Annotated in this window: 17 protein-coding genes; 7 read left to right on the forward strand and 10 right to left on the reverse strand. The window is 29.5% G+C overall.

Translation table 11 applies throughout. From position 1 onward, the window contains the following. Positions 1–223 precede the first annotated feature (223 nt). A complete protein-coding gene (locus tag L21TH_RS04625; protein ID WP_006310574.1) occupies positions 224–1,363 on the reverse strand; it encodes an aldo/keto reductase in 1,140 nt (379 codons plus the stop codon). Positions 1,364–1,652: 289 nt separating this feature from the next. Between L21TH_RS04625 and L21TH_RS04630 the strand changes: the two genes are divergently transcribed. Next, entirely contained in the window at positions 1,653–4,127 is a 2,475-nt protein-coding gene (locus tag L21TH_RS04630) for an ABC transporter substrate-binding protein (RefSeq protein WP_034429335.1), read from the forward strand. A gap of 74 nt (positions 4,128–4,201) precedes the next feature. On the opposite strand, the gene L21TH_RS04635 is transcribed toward L21TH_RS04630, so the two are convergent. Next, a complete protein-coding gene (locus L21TH_RS04635) occupies positions 4,202–5,311 on the reverse strand; it encodes an AI-2E family transporter (RefSeq protein ID WP_034429334.1) in 1,110 nt (369 codons plus the stop codon). A 159-nt stretch (positions 5,312–5,470) separates the two neighbouring features. On the opposite strand from L21TH_RS04635, the gene L21TH_RS04640 reads away from it, so the two are divergent. Further along, positions 5,471–6,580 (forward strand): amidase domain-containing protein, encoded by a 1,110-nt coding sequence (locus L21TH_RS04640; RefSeq protein WP_006310590.1) that lies wholly within the window; start codon positions 5,471–5,473, stop codon positions 6,578–6,580. Positions 6,581–6,609: 29 nt separating this feature from the next. Here the strand turns inward: L21TH_RS04640 and L21TH_RS04645 are convergent, their stop codons facing one another. Next, the gene (locus tag L21TH_RS04645) at positions 6,610–6,858 is read right to left on the reverse strand and encodes a hypothetical protein (protein ID WP_006310597.1); all 249 of its coding nucleotides are present in this window, start codon (positions 6,856–6,858) and stop codon (positions 6,610–6,612) included. A 12-nt stretch (positions 6,859–6,870) separates the two neighbouring features. Further along, positions 6,871–7,794 (reverse strand): cobalamin-dependent protein, encoded by a 924-nt coding sequence (locus L21TH_RS04650; RefSeq protein ID WP_006310599.1) that lies wholly within the window; start codon positions 7,792–7,794, stop codon positions 6,871–6,873. Positions 7,795–8,017: 223 nt separating this feature from the next. Between L21TH_RS04650 and L21TH_RS04660 the strand changes: the two genes are divergently transcribed. Next, entirely contained in the window at positions 8,018–8,275 is a 258-nt protein-coding gene (locus L21TH_RS04660; protein ID WP_006310601.1) for a cysteine-rich small domain-containing protein, read from the forward strand. 32 nt (positions 8,276–8,307) lie between these two features. Here the strand turns inward: L21TH_RS04660 and msrA are convergent, their stop codons facing one another. Then, entirely contained in the window at positions 8,308–8,784 is a 477-nt protein-coding gene (gene msrA, locus L21TH_RS04665; protein WP_006310603.1) for a peptide-methionine (S)-S-oxide reductase MsrA, read from the reverse strand. A 353-nt stretch (positions 8,785–9,137) separates the two neighbouring features. Here msrA and L21TH_RS04670 point away from each other — a divergent pair, with 353 nt between their 5' ends. From L21TH_RS04670 to L21TH_RS04680, 3 genes are all read left to right on the forward strand, one after another. Beyond that, the gene (locus tag L21TH_RS04670) at positions 9,138–11,189 is read left to right on the forward strand and encodes a methyl-accepting chemotaxis protein (RefSeq protein ID WP_006310605.1); all 2,052 of its coding nucleotides are present in this window, start codon (positions 9,138–9,140) and stop codon (positions 11,187–11,189) included. Positions 11,190–11,306: 117 nt separating this feature from the next. Next, positions 11,307–12,077, forward strand: coding sequence for a L,D-transpeptidase family protein (locus L21TH_RS04675; RefSeq protein WP_006310606.1), 771 nt, complete (start codon positions 11,307–11,309; stop codon positions 12,075–12,077). 105 nt (positions 12,078–12,182) lie between these two features. After that, positions 12,183–12,692, forward strand: a complete 510-nt coding sequence (locus tag L21TH_RS04680) for a ferritin (protein ID WP_006310607.1) — start codon at positions 12,183–12,185, stop codon at positions 12,690–12,692. 48 nt (positions 12,693–12,740) lie between these two features. Here L21TH_RS04680 and L21TH_RS04685 read toward each other — a convergent pair whose 3' ends face one another. Together L21TH_RS04685 and L21TH_RS04690 are read right to left on the reverse strand one after the other, a co-directional pair. Next, the gene (locus L21TH_RS04685; RefSeq protein ID WP_006310608.1) at positions 12,741–12,968 is read right to left on the reverse strand and encodes an alpha/beta-type small acid-soluble spore protein; all 228 of its coding nucleotides are present in this window, start codon (positions 12,966–12,968) and stop codon (positions 12,741–12,743) included. Between the two features lie 121 nt (positions 12,969–13,089). Next, positions 13,090–13,641 carry a manganese efflux pump MntP gene (locus L21TH_RS04690; RefSeq protein ID WP_006310609.1) on the reverse strand — a complete coding sequence of 184 codons (552 nt, stop codon included), beginning with the start codon at positions 13,639–13,641 and terminating at the stop codon, positions 13,090–13,092. A gap of 369 nt (positions 13,642–14,010) precedes the next feature. On the opposite strand from L21TH_RS04690, the gene L21TH_RS04695 reads away from it, so the two are divergent. Beyond that, the gene (locus tag L21TH_RS04695; RefSeq protein WP_278244293.1) at positions 14,011–14,466 is read left to right on the forward strand and encodes a metal-dependent transcriptional regulator; all 456 of its coding nucleotides are present in this window, start codon (positions 14,011–14,013) and stop codon (positions 14,464–14,466) included. A 36-nt stretch (positions 14,467–14,502) separates the two neighbouring features. Here L21TH_RS04695 and L21TH_RS15075 read toward each other — a convergent pair whose 3' ends face one another. The 3 genes from L21TH_RS15075 to L21TH_RS04710 are packed head-to-tail and all read right to left on the reverse strand — an operon-like array spanning position 14,503 to position 16,972. Next, a complete protein-coding gene (locus tag L21TH_RS15075) occupies positions 14,503–15,900 on the reverse strand; it encodes a nucleoside recognition domain-containing protein (RefSeq protein ID WP_006310611.1) in 1,398 nt (465 codons plus the stop codon). Between the two features lie 5 nt (positions 15,901–15,905). Then, positions 15,906–16,676: a FeoB small GTPase domain-containing protein gene (locus tag L21TH_RS15080; RefSeq protein WP_006310612.1), complete on the reverse strand. Its 771-nt coding sequence runs from the start codon at positions 16,674–16,676 to the stop codon at positions 15,906–15,908. A gap of 17 nt (positions 16,677–16,693) precedes the next feature. Beyond that, positions 16,694–16,972: a FeoA family protein gene (locus L21TH_RS04710; RefSeq protein WP_006310613.1), complete on the reverse strand. Its 279-nt coding sequence runs from the start codon at positions 16,970–16,972 to the stop codon at positions 16,694–16,696. Between the last annotated feature and the right edge of the window lie 303 nt (positions 16,973–17,275).

Below are 17,275 nucleotides of genomic sequence, written 5' to 3' on the forward strand. Positions count from 1 at the left end.
TTAATAATTTATTGTTGGTAATCAACAGGCTGTGGAAAGACTGAGTTTGTATAGCCTGATATAGCTTGATTGCTGGGATAGAAGGAGATGCATATTGTCAACATAAGTTATCCACCACCGATTGTGGATAGTGTGGAAAAAGTGGATGAACGATATATGTACATATATAAAAGGCTATTGAAAAATCAAGCTGGTTTTCAATAGCCTTAAATTTAACGTAAACTTACTTATTATTTAAAACTTTGTGTGCTTCTTTAAGGTGTTTTATTATAGATAGATTTTGTGGACATGCACTTTCACATTTACCACATTCAATACATAATGATGCATCTTTTTCATTTTTCATTATCTTCTCGTAAAAATTATATGATTCTTGGGTTGACTCATAAATATAGAAATTATTATAAATTTCAAATATATCAGGTATAGCTACTTCATTAGGACATGGTATACAATATATACATCCGGTACATCCTACTTTTGTTCTAGATGTGTATATATTTTTTACTTCTTCTACTAATTTAAGTTCCTCTTTAGTTAAAGAATTAGGTAGTGCATTTTCTGCAGTTTTAATATTTTCTTGTACTTGTTCCATTGTACTCATACCACTTAATAATAGAGTTACTTCAGGATGATTCCATACCCATTTAAGTGCTAATTCTGCTGCTGATTGATTAGTCTTATATTTATCCCAGACTTCTTTAATTTTACCTTTTGGTTGTTTAGCTAACTTACCACCTTTTAATGGTTCCATTATAACGACAGCTAAGCCTTTATCTGCTGCATATTTTAATCCTTTCATACCAGCTTGATAATTTTCATCCATATAATTTAATTGGATTTGACAGAAAGTCCAGTCATAAGAATCTACAATTTCTTTAAAAAGGTCAATTTCATCATGAAATGAGAAACCTGCATATTTAATTCTTCCATCTTTTATGGCTTTATCAAGGAAATCAAGAACCCCTAGCTTTTTAGTATTTTCCCATGTCTTTTTATTAAGTGAATGAAGAAGATAAAAATCTATGTAATCAGTATCTAGTCTTTCAAGCTGCTCATTTAAGTACTTATCGAAGTCTTCGTATGTTTTAGTGAGCCATACCGGTAATTTTGTTGCTAAATATACTTTTTCTCTATAACCGTCCTTTAGTGCTTTTCCAACAAAAGCTTCGCTATTACCACCATGATATGGATAGGCTGTGTCAATGTAATTAACACCATTATCAATAGCATAGCGTAACATTTTTATAGCTTCTACTTCATTAATTTTACTATTATCATTATCTAACACAGGAAATCTCATACATCCAAAACCTAAAGCTGAAACCTTTAAATTTAACTTACCAAACTTTCTAAATTGCATAAAAATCCCCCTTAAATGTAAATTTATATTAACTAATGAAGCATAATTTAAAAACATTATATCATATAATATTAAATTTTATTGATTTTTAAATAGGTTAGTTGATTTTTACAGTAGAAAAATATAATGATACTTTAGTACTAAACTGGAAAAAAAGACAATCCTTAAGTAGAAAAATGCTATAATAGATTACAAAAATATAAAAAACTATGTTTAAGCAGGAAAAAAATATATTATATAGAATATTTATAGATAGTATTGTCGAAGTGGGAGGTATAAGCGAGTGAAAATGTTTTCGAAATTTCGTACTAAGAAAGATAATATTAATAAAATGAAGCTTGAACCTGAAAATGTGGTTAGAGAAGATGATAATACCCAGTTATTAATTAATAATCAGAAAGCTACTCTTGATAGAATGAAAAAGAGAGTCGATGAAACAGGTTTCGCTGTAGCTAATTTGATTAATAATATTAACTACATATCTCAAAATGTTGAAGACCAAATGAACTTTATAGGTAAAGTTGTGAACCAAATAGAGAGTTATTCTGCTTTAGCAGAAGAGGTAAGTGCTAGTACTACTGATTCACAACAAATGGCAGAAAAAACTTTATCAGTTGCTAAAGATGGAAATGAAGCTGTTGATAAATCTATTAAAGCTATGAACGAGATTCAAGAGTCAGTAGAACAAGTAAAAAACGTTGTAAATTCCTTAAGTAATCATGCAGCACAGGTTGATAAGATGTTAGAGATAATTAAGGATATAGCGAGTGAAACTAATTTACTAGCATTAAATGCGACTATAGAAGCTGCTAGAGCAGGAGAGCATGGAAAAGGTTTTGCTGTTGTAGCAGATGAAGTTAGGAAACTAGCCAATCAAAGTGATGAAGCTGCCAGACAGATATCTGATATAGTACAACAAATAAATGAAAGTGTTGAAGAAACTTTACAAGCTATGGATAGTAGTACTCAAAAGGTAAAAGAAGGGGTTTCAATAGCAAATGATACAAATTCTGTATTCAATGAAATAATTCAATCTGTGGATACAACAACTAGTGTTACTAAAGAGATAAATGCAGCTATAGCTGAACAAATAAATAGTTTACAAGAAGTAATTTCATCAACAGAAGATTTAAATACTATATCGAAGAACGTTATGTCAATGGTTGAAATTATGTTGATGAATACACAGCATACTAAATCATCAATAGAATTACTTTCTCAAACTTCAGAGACTTTAAATGATATAACTAATGATATATTAAATAAAATTGAAAGCAAACACTTAAAACAGCAACAGTATACTATAAGGACAGCTATTAATGCTGAGCTTAGTAGTTTGGACCCAGCTATGGTTTTTGATGCTGATTCTGTAAGAATGTTGGAAAATATTCACTCAGGGTTATTAATAGGGGGAACTTCTGTAGATGTTTTACCAGGAATTGCAAAGAGCTGGTATGTAAAGGAAGACAATGTAACTTGGGTATTTAATTTAAGAAAGGGAGCAAAGTTTCATAATGGTAGAAATGTATTAGCAAAGGATGTTAAGTATTCATTAGAGAGGCTATTAAGTCCTAGACTAAAATCCCCTAATGCATGGTTCCTATTTGATATAGAGGGAGCTAAGGAATATAATGAAGGGAAAGTATCAGATGTAAAGGGTATTAAAGTATTAGACGACTATAGAATTGAAATAAAGCTAGAACAACCTTATAGCGGCTTTTTATTAAATCTTGCGCAAACCTGTTGTGCTATATTACCTAAAGAGGATGTAGAAAGGTCTGAGTTTACCGGTTGTGGAGCATTTATTTTAATGAATAAAGATGAAGAAAAATATACACTAAAGGCATTTGAGGAATATTTCGGTGGACAACCATATGTTGATTACATAGAAATTATATTCAATGAAAAAAATGCAATAGATAAATATAGAAAAGGTGAGTATGACTTCTTAATAATTGGAAATAACGAAGTAAAAGAAATTGAGAATTTATCATTAGATGGGCAAATGAAAACTCAGGATGTTCTTACAACTAATTTCCTAGGATTCAATTTAAAGAGAAATTCAGTTTTTGCTCAAGATAAGGACATAAGAAAGGCTATTAACTATGCTATTGATACAGACAAAATAATAAAAGGTGTAGTTAATGGTTTAGCTACAGAGTCAAAGGGTGTATTCCCACCAGCTATTATAGATGACCATCAGTTAAAAGGCTTTAAATATAATCCAACTAAAGCTAAGGAGATATTGAATAATAACAATTTTAACAGTAGAAACGAGAGATTAAAAATATTAGCTAGAAAAGAAGATGAAGGAACTACAAATAGTAATGAAAAGCTTATAAATCATATTATAGAGGATTTAAAAAATATAGGGATAGAATGTGAGATAATAAGAGTACCATCTAAAGAATATATGGCTTCTGAGAATATTTCTAAATGTGATGTATATGTTATGGGGTGGATAGCAGATACAGGGGACCCAGACAATTATTTAACACCTTTATTTAGTCCTGATACTTATACCAACTTTGGAGGATATGACAATAAGGAAGTTACAGAACTTATGAAACAGGCAAAGAAAATTATTAACCCTATAAAGAGAATAGAAGTTTATAAGAAAATACAAAAATTAATAGTTGATGATTGTCCTTGGATTTTCTTGTATCATCCTAAGCTTGCTTATATAAGTGATGAAAATATTGCTAATGTAAGATTAAGTGTTCTCGGCAAAACTAGATATGAAGATATAATGATTAAAGAATAAAGTATTATGTAAAAAACTGAGGAAAATAAATTTCCTCAGTTTTTTCATTTAATTCTAAACAAAGTAGTTTTAAATTATAATTTAATATTCTTTTCTTCTAATTTACTATCAATGTATCTAGTAAAAATAGTTCTAATGATAGCTCCAATAGGAACAGCTAGTAGCATTCCTAATACTCCAAATAATCCCCCTCCAATAATTATTGCCGATATAACATAAACAGGTTTTAAACCTACTTGTGTACCTAGTATTTTGGGACCAAGATATAATCCATCGAATTGCTGTAAACAAAGTATGAATATAAGCATCCATAATGCAGTTATTGGATTATAAAATAGAGTTATAAGAACTGCTGGAACTGCCCCTATTATTGGTCCAAAGTAAGGAACCATATTAGTTACCCCTACTATAGTACTTATTACTAAAGCGTATGGAGCACCAATAATCATTGTTCCGATGAAACAAAGAATACCTATAATAATAGAATCTATAATTTTACCTATCAAATATTTTGAGAATAATAGATTGAATTCACGACTATAGCATATTACCTTGTCTGCTTGGCGTTTATCGAAAAAAGCATATAATAATCGTTTAGTATGCATTGCAAACTTTTCTTTGTCTTTAAGAAAGTATATAGATAAAAGAATACCTAGAACTAAAGTGAAAAGACCTACTGTAAAGTTTACAGCTTGATTTAAAGTCTTTTCTAAAATAGGACTAAGAGTGTTACTTAAATTCTGAAAAAGTTTATCTAAATCTAAATTATTTAGGTTATCTTGAATATAGGTTGATATTCTATAATGTCCTAAAAATTCTAACCTATCTTGTTGATATGCAATCCATCGTTGAGTTTGGTCAACATAACTGGGTATTTCTTTAATTATATTATTTGTACTAATTATTATTCTAGGTGTTATTATTACTAATATTAGTGCTAGCAAACCTAAAAAGAAAATGTAAACAATAGAAATACTCCATATCCTCTTTAATTTAAAGTCTTTTTCAAGATAACTCATTATAGGGTTTAGCAAATATGCTATAGCAAAAGCCCAAATAAAAGGTTTTAAAACTTTAAGTATAGAGTCTAAGGAAAAAGTAGGATTGTTTATTATTTTATACGCAATAAAAGAAAAAATTATTAGTGGTAACAGCTTTAAGTAGCTTTTTCTGCCAAGTATTATAAATCACCCTTTCTGGATAAAGTAGACTATAGTAATAAGTCCTACAATAATTATATCAATTTTTTTTATTTTATAAAATCATTGAATTTATTGTTTGTGTTAATTCTAACTTTATATTTAAATACATATACTTTTACTAGTAATTATGGAGGTAGATATATGATTGTAATAATTAGCAGAAAAAAAATATTAGTTACTTTAATTATCATTGCTATTTTAGTAGGTATTTTATTTTCATACTCAATAAGAACTGACTCAGTTAATCCAACTTTATTTGAAGAACAAAATTTGTCAGATTTGATTAACAGAATATTTGTAACAAGATATGAATCAATTGTTAATCAAGATAAGGAATTATTATCATCATTATACAATAAAGCAGTTAAATATGGATTATGGGCATTTGAACATGAAACAAAGAGAATGATATATTTACACAAATGGGCTGATAAACAAGGAGTTAAGTTTATTAGTATAAAACCAATACCTATAATAAGATATGTAAAAGAGAGAGGAGAAGGATTCAGAGTTAATTTAATGGTTTCAACTGAATATAAATACGTATATGAAAACGAGCCTAAAGTAGAAAATATGTTTAGAATAGGAACATACCACTCTCTTGACATCGAAAAAAATGACGATAAATGGCTGATTACAAGAGAATGGTATACAGACCCTTTTGCTGACTCTTTAAATACTGATAATATAAAAAAAGAAGAAATAAAAAAATACATACTTTCAAGGAAATCAAAAGAATATACGAATTTGAGTGAAAGAAGAATTAAAGCCATTGAATATGCTGATAAATACTGTGGAGCTGCTGGAACAGAGGAAACAGGATATAAATATAATGACAAGTATATTAACTATAACCCTAGGGGAGGGGATTGTGCTAACTTTGCCTCACAGATACTACATGAGGGAGGAGGCTTTTCAAAAAATTACACGTGGAATTATAAGGGAGGCGGTAGTAGAGCGTGGGTAAATGCACAAGCCTTTAAAAACTATATGTTATATAGCGGTAGAGCTTCGAAATTAGCATATGGTACATATGAGCAAGTATATAAGGCTAGTTATAAACTAAAGTCAGGAGACTTTATTGCTTACGAAAAAAAGGGAAAAGTTACTCATATTTCAGTTGTAACAGGTGTGGATTCTAAAGGATATGTATTAGTGAACTGCCATAATACTGATAGATATAGAGTGCCTTGGGATTTAGGATGGAGCAATAAAGGTATAAAATTTTGGTTAGTACATGTACACTATTAATAATAAAAAAGCGAGCATAGCTCGCTTTTTTAGCTGTATTCTTCTTTCCATTCAGCTAATAATGTTTCACATGCTGATATTGTAGCAGAAGTAGTTATGTTTTTCACTTCACCCTTACCTAACCAATCGTTACCTTGGTTTATATATAGGGTATTTAGTAACTCCTTTAGCTTTTCTATGGTAAAGCTAGGGTCATTTTCTTTTTGCTGTTTTAAGTCATTATATACATTTTGATAAGTAGTATTGTATTTTTTTTCTAAAACATCATCTAAAAACATAACCAATCCCCCTTAAATTTTATTTTGTATAAGTTTATTGGCAACTTTTACTGCTTCTTCTGCATTTTTAGCATAACCGTCGGCACCTATTTGCTTCCAAAGCTTATTATCATGGCTAAAAGCCCTTCCACCAACAATGATTTTTACATTTTCACAGCCAGTTGTTGTACGTATTGTATGGATTGCGTTTTCAGCAGAGTTGATGTTGAAAGGCATAGTTACAGATATAGCTAAAATGTCTATTTTTTTATTTAGAATTGTTTTAATTATGCTTTGAGTAGGTATGTTTATACCTAAATAATAGGTATTCCATCCTTCTATTTCAAAGAAGTCATTTACCATTTTAAGCCCTATATTGTGATAGTCACCATTGGCTGCGAATAAAACAATAGAATGATTATTTTTATTAGGAGAAGATATATAGGGGTGCAGTTGAGACATTATTGAGCGAGTAGCTTCGGTAAAATAATGTTCATCTGCAATATTAATTTTATTGGTTTCCCATAGTAAACCAATTTCATTCATACAAGGTTCAATTACAAGAAGATATATATCTTTGATTGATATCCCATTATTTACAGCACTTAATATTAATTGGCTAGCAAAATCTTTATTTCCATTAATTAAAGAATTAAAGAATTTTTTCTTTAAAGAGGTTAGTGAATTGCTTTTATTTACACTATTAAAGTTAAATACTAATTGTGATTTTATGTTACTATTATTGATAAAAGGAGAAGATACTCTACCTAATAGATAGTCAACTGATACTTCAAATATATCAGCAATTTCTTTTAGAATTTTTTCATTAGGAAATCTAGTATTTTGTTCGTAGTTAGCTATAGTGGTTTGAGCTAATCCTAATTTATCAGCAAGGTCCTTTTGGCGTAGTCTGTGGGTTTTTCGTAGACTTTTTAAACGGTCTCCAAAACTGTTCATAGTTAGTCCTCCTACTTTTATATATTAGCTATAAAAATCATATCACAATATGCAATGAATGTCCAATTTGTTTACATGTAATATATTATGAAACACAAAGTGAGATATTAACTATTTATAAATCCAAATGGAAATTACTAATAAATATTAAAAGTAGCAGGAAAACGATGCATATTTGTATAATACTATTATTATACAAACTATAAAGTAAGGGGAATGTAAAATGAGCGAGAACTATAAATTTGTGCAAAATAAAAAGTGTGAGTTTTTTCCTTGTCATGATGTAAAAGATAAAGACAGCTTTAACTGCTTATTTTGTTTTTGTCCATTATATGCACTAGGAGAAAAATGTGGGGGAAATTTTAAGTATACAAATGGAGTTAAAGATTGTTCAGATTGTACTATACCTCATAGTAAAGGTGGCTACGACTTTATAATGTCTAAAATAGATATGATTACAAAAATGGGAAGTGAAAGGTAGAGTGGCTTATATTTATGAGCCACTCTCTTAGATTATAAGCTTAAATCTATATGACAGTATCCATTTGGATTTTTTTCAAGATATTTTTGATGATACTCTTCTGCTAGATAGAAACACTTAAGAGGTTCTATTTCAGTAACAATAGGTTTATCATAGTGTTTTTGTAGTTCTTCTTTTGTCTTTAATATAATAGATAAATCTGATTCATCTATATAATAGATACCAGTTCTATATTGTGATCCTTTATCTGCTCCCTGTTGGTTAAGTAAGGTTGGGTCAATTATTTTCCAAAACTTATTTAATAACTCTTCCAGATTAATTATAGATTCCTCATATTTAATATGACAAGCTTCAGCGTGTCCTGTTGTTGAGGTTTTTACTTGTTCATACGTTGGATTTTCAACATGCCCGTTTGCATATCCTACTTTAGTTTCTATTACACCTTCTATTCTTGAAAAATATGCTTCTATACCCCAAAAACACCCTCCAGCTAATACAATCTCTTTCATACACCTTAACCTCCTTCTATAGATAGTTATACTGTTAAAAATAAGATATCAGTATTTTTGTAAAATTGCAACAGAAATACTGAGAATATTTTGTAGAAATTACTTAGTTAGTGTATGTTTATCTATCAAATTTCATCAAATTATTTCCTGGGAAACGTAAATTGTTATATAGTGTAGATAATAGTTAAAAAATATTTATAAAAGCTTTTTTGTTACTTTGAATTGACAACAAATTAATACGATGTAAATTCAGTGTTAATAAATCATTAAATATACGACAATATACGACAAAAAATGATACAATATTATTGAACATAGCAATATATAAGATTAGTGATGAGAGGAGATGTTTCATGTCATTAAGAAAAAGAGCAATTATTTTTGTAAGTCTTTTTTGTATTGTTTTAGTTTTGACGTCTGTAGGTATTTCATGGTATGAAATAAGAAATTTCGCAGACACAACAACTGAAACTATAGGTAAATTGAAGAATGATTCAAGACAAAAAATTGAAAATTCACTATTTCAAGTGTCAGATAACCTAGCGCATCATATATCTATGGTAGAAAAGGAAATGGACAAATCTATGATTAATGCAGCTTTAGTCTTAAGAGAGATTGATTTTCAAAAGGAGTTAACTAATGAAGAATTACGTAATATTGCTAAAGAAACAGGTATGACTCGCTTATACATAACTAACGAAGAAGGAACTTTTATACTATCCACTGATGAAATAGCTATTGGTCAAAACCTTTTTGAGATATCATCTGTATATAGAGAATTAATGACTGGAGAAAGTGAAGTGATACCTTCACCTTTAATTCCAGCAGCAGAAACTAATGAAATATTTAAGTTTACAGCAATTCCAAGAAAAGACGGTAAAGGAGTAATAGAATCAGCTTTAAATGCAGATATTTTAAAACAGGCAATCAAATCTTATACTAACAATATAAATGGATTTAAATCTGCTTATTTAATTGGAAGAGATAATTTAGTATTAACTGAAACACTAGCAAAAAATGAAAAGTCTTTATATAAGGAAAATAGTAATATTACGAATACAACAACGGAAGAAGTTTTTAAAACTTCAAATCATTATATTAATTTTCATGATAATGTAGCGGAAATTTACTATCCTGTAGAATATAATGGAGAAACTCGATATGTAATTTATCTAACTATTGACACTAGACCATATTTTCAAAATGTCAACATAGCGGGAGAGACATTAAGTACAGTAGCTAATAATATAAAGGCTAGTAGAGTTAATAATACTATAATTAATATAGTTTTAGTGACAATATTATTATTTGGTCTGATTTGGGGATTAAATAGGGCTTTAAAAGGCTTAAATGAGGTGGTAGCAGCTACTAAAAAGATTGCAAATGGAGAATTGAATATAAATGTAGAGTCAAAATCTAAAGATGAAATAGGTATATTAAGTAATAACTTTAATAAGATGGGTAAAGATATTAAAAACATAACTACAAAGATAAAAAACTCTATATTAAAAATAGAAGAATATACAGATACTATGGCAGCTACAACAGAAGAAGTGTCTGTGTCTAGCGAAGAAATATCAAAAACTGTTCAAGAGATTGCAGCTGGAGCTACTACACAGGCTCATGAGAGTAATGTAACTTTAGAAACAACTGAAAAATTAGCTCATAGCATAGAAACAATGATTGCTAATGTTAATAAAACTATAGATAATGCAACAGAAATGAAGCAAAATAATGATTTAGGAACTCAAACAATATCAGAACTTGAAAATAAATTTAATGAAAATATTAAAGCTACAGAGATAGCAGCTCAAAAAATAGATTCTTTAAGGGAAAAATCGAAATCAATAGAGTCAATAGTAGAGAAAATAAATGATATATCTGAACAAACAAACTTACTAGCATTAAACGCAGCAATAGAGGCTGCTAGTGCAGGAGAATATGGTAAGGGATTTGCTGTTGTAGCAGAGGAAGTAAGGAAGCTAGCAGAAATGTCAGCAAAGTCTACTCAAGAAATTCGAAATATAATACATGAAATAACTGATGTTATAAACGATACAAATGATACTATGGACAATACAAAAGTTATTGTTAGTGAATCTGATAAATCTCTAAAAGAAACAAGAGAGGTATTTAGCAAATTAAACTCATCAATCGAGGAAGTTATTAAACAAATAGAAGTAATAAGCAACGAGATAGAAGAAGTGAAAGAGGCTAAAGATAGCGTACTTAACTCAGTAGAGAATATTTCATCTGTTGCACAGCAATCAGCTGCTGCAACGCAGCAGGTTAGTGCATCAGCTGAGGAGCAGACTGCTTCTATGGAAGAGGTAGCAGCTTCTTTAGAGGATTTAAACAATATGGTAAAAGAATTATCTGGATTAATAAAAGTATATAAACTGTAATTAAATATACCGATTAACCTGGGATGATTTATCCCAGGTTTTTTATTTTTCTAAATTTAAAATACAATATTTAGTCAAGCAGTATATGCATATAATTAATTAGATAAGGAGGGAAATATGTTGAAGAAAAGAACAATGTTATTGACCTTAAGTTTTATTTGTGTATTCACTGTTATAATATTGGGTAATTTAGTAGATGTAGATTTTAGTAAGTTTATAACTAATAAATATTCAGATGTTAAAGGATTATATAATGAAAATAAACATATAGACCAAAAGAATATAGATGAACAGCTTAACAAAGATGACTTAGCTATTTTAGTTGATATAGATAGAAAGTATCTTTATGTTTTAGATACTAAAAAAAATAAAGTTATAAAAAAATATATAGTTGCAACAGGTAAGCCTTCAACTCCAACTCCAACAGGAACTTATAAGATTATACAAAAGGCCAAATGGGGAGGAGGTTTTGGAAGTAGATGGATGAGATTAAATGTCCCATGGGGCCAATATGGAATACACGGTACTGATAAACCTAATTCTATAGGATATAATGCTTCCTATGGATGTGTGAGAATGAGAAATAAAGATATAGAAGAGTTGTATAAAATGATTAAGTATAATACTACAGTTGTTTTATATAGAGGAATCTTTGGTCCTTTTGGCTATGGATTTAGAATATTAGCTCCAGGAGATAGAGGAGAGGATGTAAAGGAAGTTCAAAAGAGATTAAAAATGAAAGGATATTACTATGGAGCTTTAGATGGTATATATGGAAATGGAATGAAAATGGCCCTAATGAGATTTTTAAAGGATAATGATATGCCAATGACAGATAGAATTGGATATAGTGTTTATAAAAAACTAGGAATTGTATTGATGGAATGAAATTATAGCTAAAAATAAGAAAATTCAAAATTGTTGTTTAAAAATACTAATAGTTAGGTATACATATAATATATTGTTAAACTTTTATTTTAGGAGGGAAAATACATGTTATCAGAGAGATTATTAAAGGAATTGAATGAACAGGTAAAATATGAGTTATATTCAGCTCATTACTATTTAGCAATGGCTGCATACTGTGCTTCACAGGATTTAGATGGATTTGCTAACTTTTTTAAGGTTCAAGCAGAAGAGGAAAGATTTCACGCTATGAAGTTTTTTGATTTTATCAATGATATGGACGGTAGAGTTACTATGTTAGAACTAGAACAACCTAAAAATGAATTTGATTCTATATTAGATGTATTTAAAGCAGCTTTAGAGCATGAAAAATTTGTTACAAGTAGAATATATAAACTAATGGATATAGCTACTGAAGAAAAGGAACATGCAACTATAAGTCTACTAAAATGGTTTGTAGATGAACAAGTTGAAGAAGAAAATAGTATGAAAGTTATTATTAAAAAGCTTGAAAGATTTGGTGACAAAGGCCATGGATTATTTATGTTAGATCAAGAATTAGGACAGAGAACTTTTACACCATCAGCAAGTGAATAAAAAACAAAGATAGGTGAGTTTTCACCTATCTTTGTTTTTTATTTTATATTATCTATTTTGTTGATTTCCACCCATACTATTTTCAGCCATCTCAACTAATCTCTTAGTCATATAACCGCCAACATAACCATTTTGTCTTGAAGAAAGATTTCCTTTATCCATTGAAGCATAGTTGTTTAAACCAAGTTCATTAGCGATTTCAGTCTTCATTTGGTTTAATGCTTGACGAGCTGCTGGCACTACTAGTTTGTTTGTATTTCTGTTATTATTAGCCATTACTTTCACTCCTTTCCCAAGGTTGGTTTGTTTGCCTTGTACTAATATTATTTGTAAAAGGAGTGATATTAACCATGTAGTTTTATGTAAAGCTAGATTTTGATTCTAGGATATGAAAAAACTAAAATAAAATCATTTTTATTCCAAAAAGTATAAGTATAATGCCACCTAATAGGTCTGCATATTTTCTTATAAAATTAATTTTTCTTATGTATTTACTGATTATAAATGCAAAAAAGGTCAGTATAGAGGTAACAATTCCGACTATGGCTGAATTTTTAAACAGAATAAATTTATCATAAAATATATTAAAAGTAGAGAAACCTATTACTAAAGCATCAATACTTACACTGATACCCAATACTGCAATTAATACCCAGTGAATCTTTTCGATCTTATCTTCCTCAGCAAGACCTTCTTTTATCATTAAAATACCTACAAAAATTATAATTATTCCACCAACAATATTAGGAAGTGTATATATATATCTATTAAATAATTCGCCTCCTATACCACCTAAAAATACAAAAAGGAATTGGAAAAATGAAGCAAATATAATAAAAAGTATTTTTCTGTTTCTCTTCATCCTTTTATCAAAACCAAGTGAAAGGGCTACTCCAAAAGCATCTAATCCTAGAGCTATTGCTATAGCTCCTATATCGATTATTGACAATTTAATACCCCCTAATTAGTTTATACGTTTTTGTCAGTAATTAAATTTTATTATTAAAATGTTTAACATTCAATAGATTTTTTTATAACATATAGGAAATTATATTAAGATTAAAGTATTTAAGCTAAAACCAGCTTTAAATGCTTTTTTGTTGTGTAAAAAAGTTCTTTGAATTTCTACCAAGAGCTAAGAGTTGAGAGCTAGTAACTAAGAGCTGAATCATAAGCTATATAAACATAATATTATTCTGTGCATAGGATTTATTAATAATTCTTATAATTAGTTAATAATTTTTGAAGATTAGACTTAAAGGGAATATAAAGACATAATGTGTAATAAAATACTGGGTATCAAAATAAAAATATATAAATGATAAAAAGGATTGGTATTATGCTGTCTCCTAGTTTAGAGGATTATCTTGAAGAGGTATATAGGTTATCTACAAATAAAAAAGAAATAAGAATTAAAGACATAGCTGATTGTTTAGGGGTATCAATGCCTTCTGTAGTTAAAGGACTTAAAAAATTAAACGATTTGGGATATATAGTTTATAGACCATATGAAGAAATAAAAGTTTTAGAAAAGGGTCAGAAAAAGGGTAGATTTCTTGTGGAAAGAAATAAGATATTAAGAGATTTTGTTGAAGTCATAGGTTCAGATGCAGATGTAGAACAGGAAGCTGAGGCTATGGAGCACTATTTAAGTATTTCTACTATTAGGTGTATAGAGAGGTTAGTTGGATTTTTTAAGCAAAACAAATCATTTCTTAATGAATTTAAGAAATTTGAGGTAGATAGTATATTAGATGATAATATATCACAGTAAAACGAGGAGCTTAGAAAAGCTCCTCAGTAATATTTTTTATACTATTCCGATAAGTGTAGCTATCATATTAATTATAAAGGTTACTAGTATAGCAATAATTGTTGTTAGTAAGAAGGTAAATAGAGGCCATTTATTACTATTAGTTTCCTTTTTAATGGTTAATAATGTTGTACCGCAAGGGAAATGTAGTAGTGAAAATAACATAAAGTTTAATCCAGTAACCCAAGTCCATCCATTTTCCAACAAAAGATTTCTAAGTGCCTCCAAGCTATCAAGTTCAAGCATAGCTCCTTGAGACATATAGCTCATGATTAATATAGGCAGTACTATTTCATTAGCAGGTAAGCCTAGTATAAAAGCCATTAGAATAAAGCCGTCAAGCCCTAATAACATAGCAAAAGGGTCTAAAAATCCAGCAACGTGATTTAAAATACTTACACCACCAATAGTAACATTAGCTACTATCCATGTGATAGCACCTGCTGGAGCTGCAACCATTATTGCACGGCCTAGTACGAATAAAGTTCTATCTATTAATGACCTTATCAATATTCTACCTATTTGAGGCTTTCTGTATGGTGGTAGCTCTAGAGTAAATGAAGATGGTACTCCTTTTAAAAAGGTAGTTGATAAAAACTTAGACACTAAAAGGGTTACAATAATTCCAATTAATATCATACCTACAACAGAAAGGGATGCAAGTAAAGATCCTATCTTACTAGAAGCACCTAGACCGATAAAAATCATAGAGATTGCTATTAGTGTGGGGAATCTGCCGTTACATGGAACAAAGTTATTAGTAATTGTAGCTATCAATCTCTCCCTTGGGGAATCTATTATACGACAAGCTATTACTCCGGCAGCATTACATCCAAACCCCATACTCATAGTCAATGCTTGCTTACCGTGTGTTCCTGCTTTTCTAAAGGCATTATCTAAATTAAAGGCTACTCTTGGTAGATAGCCTAAATCTTCAAATAAGGTGAAGAGTGGGAAGAAAATAGCCATCGGTGGCAACATGACCGAAATAACCCATGCTAATGTTCTATAAACACCTAGAACTAACAGACCGTGGAGCCAACTAGGGGCATTAATATACATGAAGAAATCTGTTATTTTTTCTTCAAAACCAAAGAATAAGTTAGCTAACATAGCAGAAGGTACATTTGCTCCTTCAATAGTAATCCAAAATATTAAACCTAAAAGTAAAAGCATAATTGGGTAACCAAATAGTCTAGATGTCAATACATCATCTAATCTTTTTTCCCATTTTGACCTTTTGTTAGCATCTACAGTTACTACTTCATTTGCTAGCTCTTCTGCTTTTTTATATATAGAAGTTACTATATTGTCACCAAAGGATTCATCAGTTTTTGCTGCGTCATTGATTAAATTTTCAATTTTGTTATATTGAACGTTATTAGTATCTTCCATGTTTTTTATACCTCCACTTCATTAAATTTATTTATATTTAAAATTTCCTTGATTGAATCTATTATCGCTTTATCACCATCGATTAGCCTTAATGCAAGCCATCTAGTATTAAAACTATCCCCTAAAGTATCCTTTAATTTTGGTTCTATTTTTTTTACGAGATTTTCAATCTTATCATTATAACTTAGTCTTAATGGTTTAGTTTTAATTTCACCTTTAACCATTTTGTACATAGTTTCTTTAAGTTCTTCAGTACCTATTCCATCTCTAGCTACTGTTGGAATAACAGGAACACCTAATTTTTTTTCAAGTGTATCTATGTTGATGCTTATACCCTTTCTTTTAGCTTCATCCATAAGATTTAAACACACTATAACATTATCGGTTATCTCCATAACTTGAAGAGCTAAATTTAGATTTCTCTCTAAGCAAGTTGCATCAGTAATAACAATAGTTATCTCTGGATTTCCGAAACATATAAAATCCCTTGCAACTTCTTCTTCTACTGAATTTGCAAGTAATGAATAGGTTCCTGGTAAGTCTACTAGTAAGAATTCCTTGTCTTTGTGAGAAAAGCTTCCTTTTGCATTGGTAACTGTTTTGCCCGGCCAGTTGCCAGTATGCTGATTTAATCCTGTTAAGTTATTGAATAAAGTACTTTTACCTGTGTTTGGATTACCTGCTAATCCTATTACTATTTGGTCTTTATGTTTTTTTTCTATTGCGAACTTGTTTTTGAGTAAAGCTATTCCAGTAGATTGGCTAGTAAGTCCCATTATAATTCCTCCTTTTATTAATCTAATATTTCTACTGTTACATATTTAGTTTCTTCTTTTCTTAACGCCATCACAGAGCCTTTGATATTATAAGCAATTGGATTGCCACTAGGACTTAACCTTTCAGTTTTAACTATTGAATCTGGTATAAGACCTAAATCTAACAGTCTTCTTCTAGATAATCCTTTATTAGTTAAGTTTTTAACTCTAGCAGTTTTACCTACAGGTAGTTTATGAAGAGAAATTAAACCATATTTCTTCTCTTTATAAGTTGTCAATTCATTTACAAATTCCATTTTTATACCTCCTTCAATTAGCTAAGGCTAACAATTAGGATTATTTTGTTAGCAAACACATTATATATGAATATGGAAAATTATTAGCTAAGGCTAACAATTGTACAAAATAAAAAGTATAGCTTTAGCAAGGTTTAAACTTTAAGGTATTTATCTTTTATTTCTCATTTTCTAATCCCATCATATGCAGCAATGCAATTTTGTGTTACACTAAAAAAGCACAAAAAAGAAAAAGCACAAAAAAGGGGTCAGTCCTGAATAAGTGAATAACTTTAAAGTTATTCACTTATTCAGGACTGACCC

This window comes from Caldisalinibacter kiritimatiensis (assembly GCF_000387765.1).
GTDB classification, from domain to species: Bacteria; Bacillota; Clostridia; order Tissierellales; family Caldisalinibacteraceae; genus Caldisalinibacter; species Caldisalinibacter kiritimatiensis.

Coding starts and splice junctions, on each gene's coding strand:
- L21TH_RS04685 (WP_006310608.1), bottom strand. CDS start 12,968: ATGGCTAATAATAACAGAAATACAAACAAACTAGTAGTGCCAGCAGCT.
- L21TH_RS04680 (WP_006310607.1), top strand. CDS start 12,183: ATGTTATCAGAGAGATTATTAAAGGAATTGAATGAACAGGTAAAATAT.
- L21TH_RS15075 (WP_006310611.1), bottom strand. CDS start 15,900: ATGGAAGATACTAATAACGTTCAATATAACAAAATTGAAAATTTAATC.
- L21TH_RS04630 (WP_034429335.1), top strand. CDS start 1,653: ATGTTTTCGAAATTTCGTACTAAGAAAGATAATATTAATAAAATGAAG.
- L21TH_RS04645 (WP_006310597.1), bottom strand. CDS start 6,858: ATGTTTTTAGATGATGTTTTAGAAAAAAAATACAATACTACTTATCAA.
- L21TH_RS04695 (WP_278244293.1), top strand. CDS start 14,011: ATGATAAAAAGGATTGGTATTATGCTGTCTCCTAGTTTAGAGGATTAT.
- L21TH_RS04660 (WP_006310601.1), top strand. CDS start 8,018: ATGAGCGAGAACTATAAATTTGTGCAAAATAAAAAGTGTGAGTTTTTT.
- L21TH_RS04640 (WP_006310590.1), top strand. CDS start 5,471: ATGATTGTAATAATTAGCAGAAAAAAAATATTAGTTACTTTAATTATC.
- L21TH_RS04625 (WP_006310574.1), bottom strand. CDS start 1,363: ATGCAATTTAGAAAGTTTGGTAAGTTAAATTTAAAGGTTTCAGCTTTA.
- msrA (WP_006310603.1), bottom strand. CDS start 8,784: ATGAAAGAGATTGTATTAGCTGGAGGGTGTTTTTGGGGTATAGAAGCA.
- L21TH_RS04670 (WP_006310605.1), top strand. CDS start 9,138: ATGTCATTAAGAAAAAGAGCAATTATTTTTGTAAGTCTTTTTTGTATT.
- L21TH_RS04650 (WP_006310599.1), bottom strand. CDS start 7,794: ATGAACAGTTTTGGAGACCGTTTAAAAAGTCTACGAAAAACCCACAGA.
- L21TH_RS04710 (WP_006310613.1), bottom strand. CDS start 16,972: ATGGAATTTGTAAATGAATTGACAACTTATAAAGAGAAGAAATATGGT.
- L21TH_RS04675 (WP_006310606.1), top strand. CDS start 11,307: ATGTTGAAGAAAAGAACAATGTTATTGACCTTAAGTTTTATTTGTGTA.
- L21TH_RS15080 (WP_006310612.1), bottom strand. CDS start 16,676: ATGGGACTTACTAGCCAATCTACTGGAATAGCTTTACTCAAAAACAAG.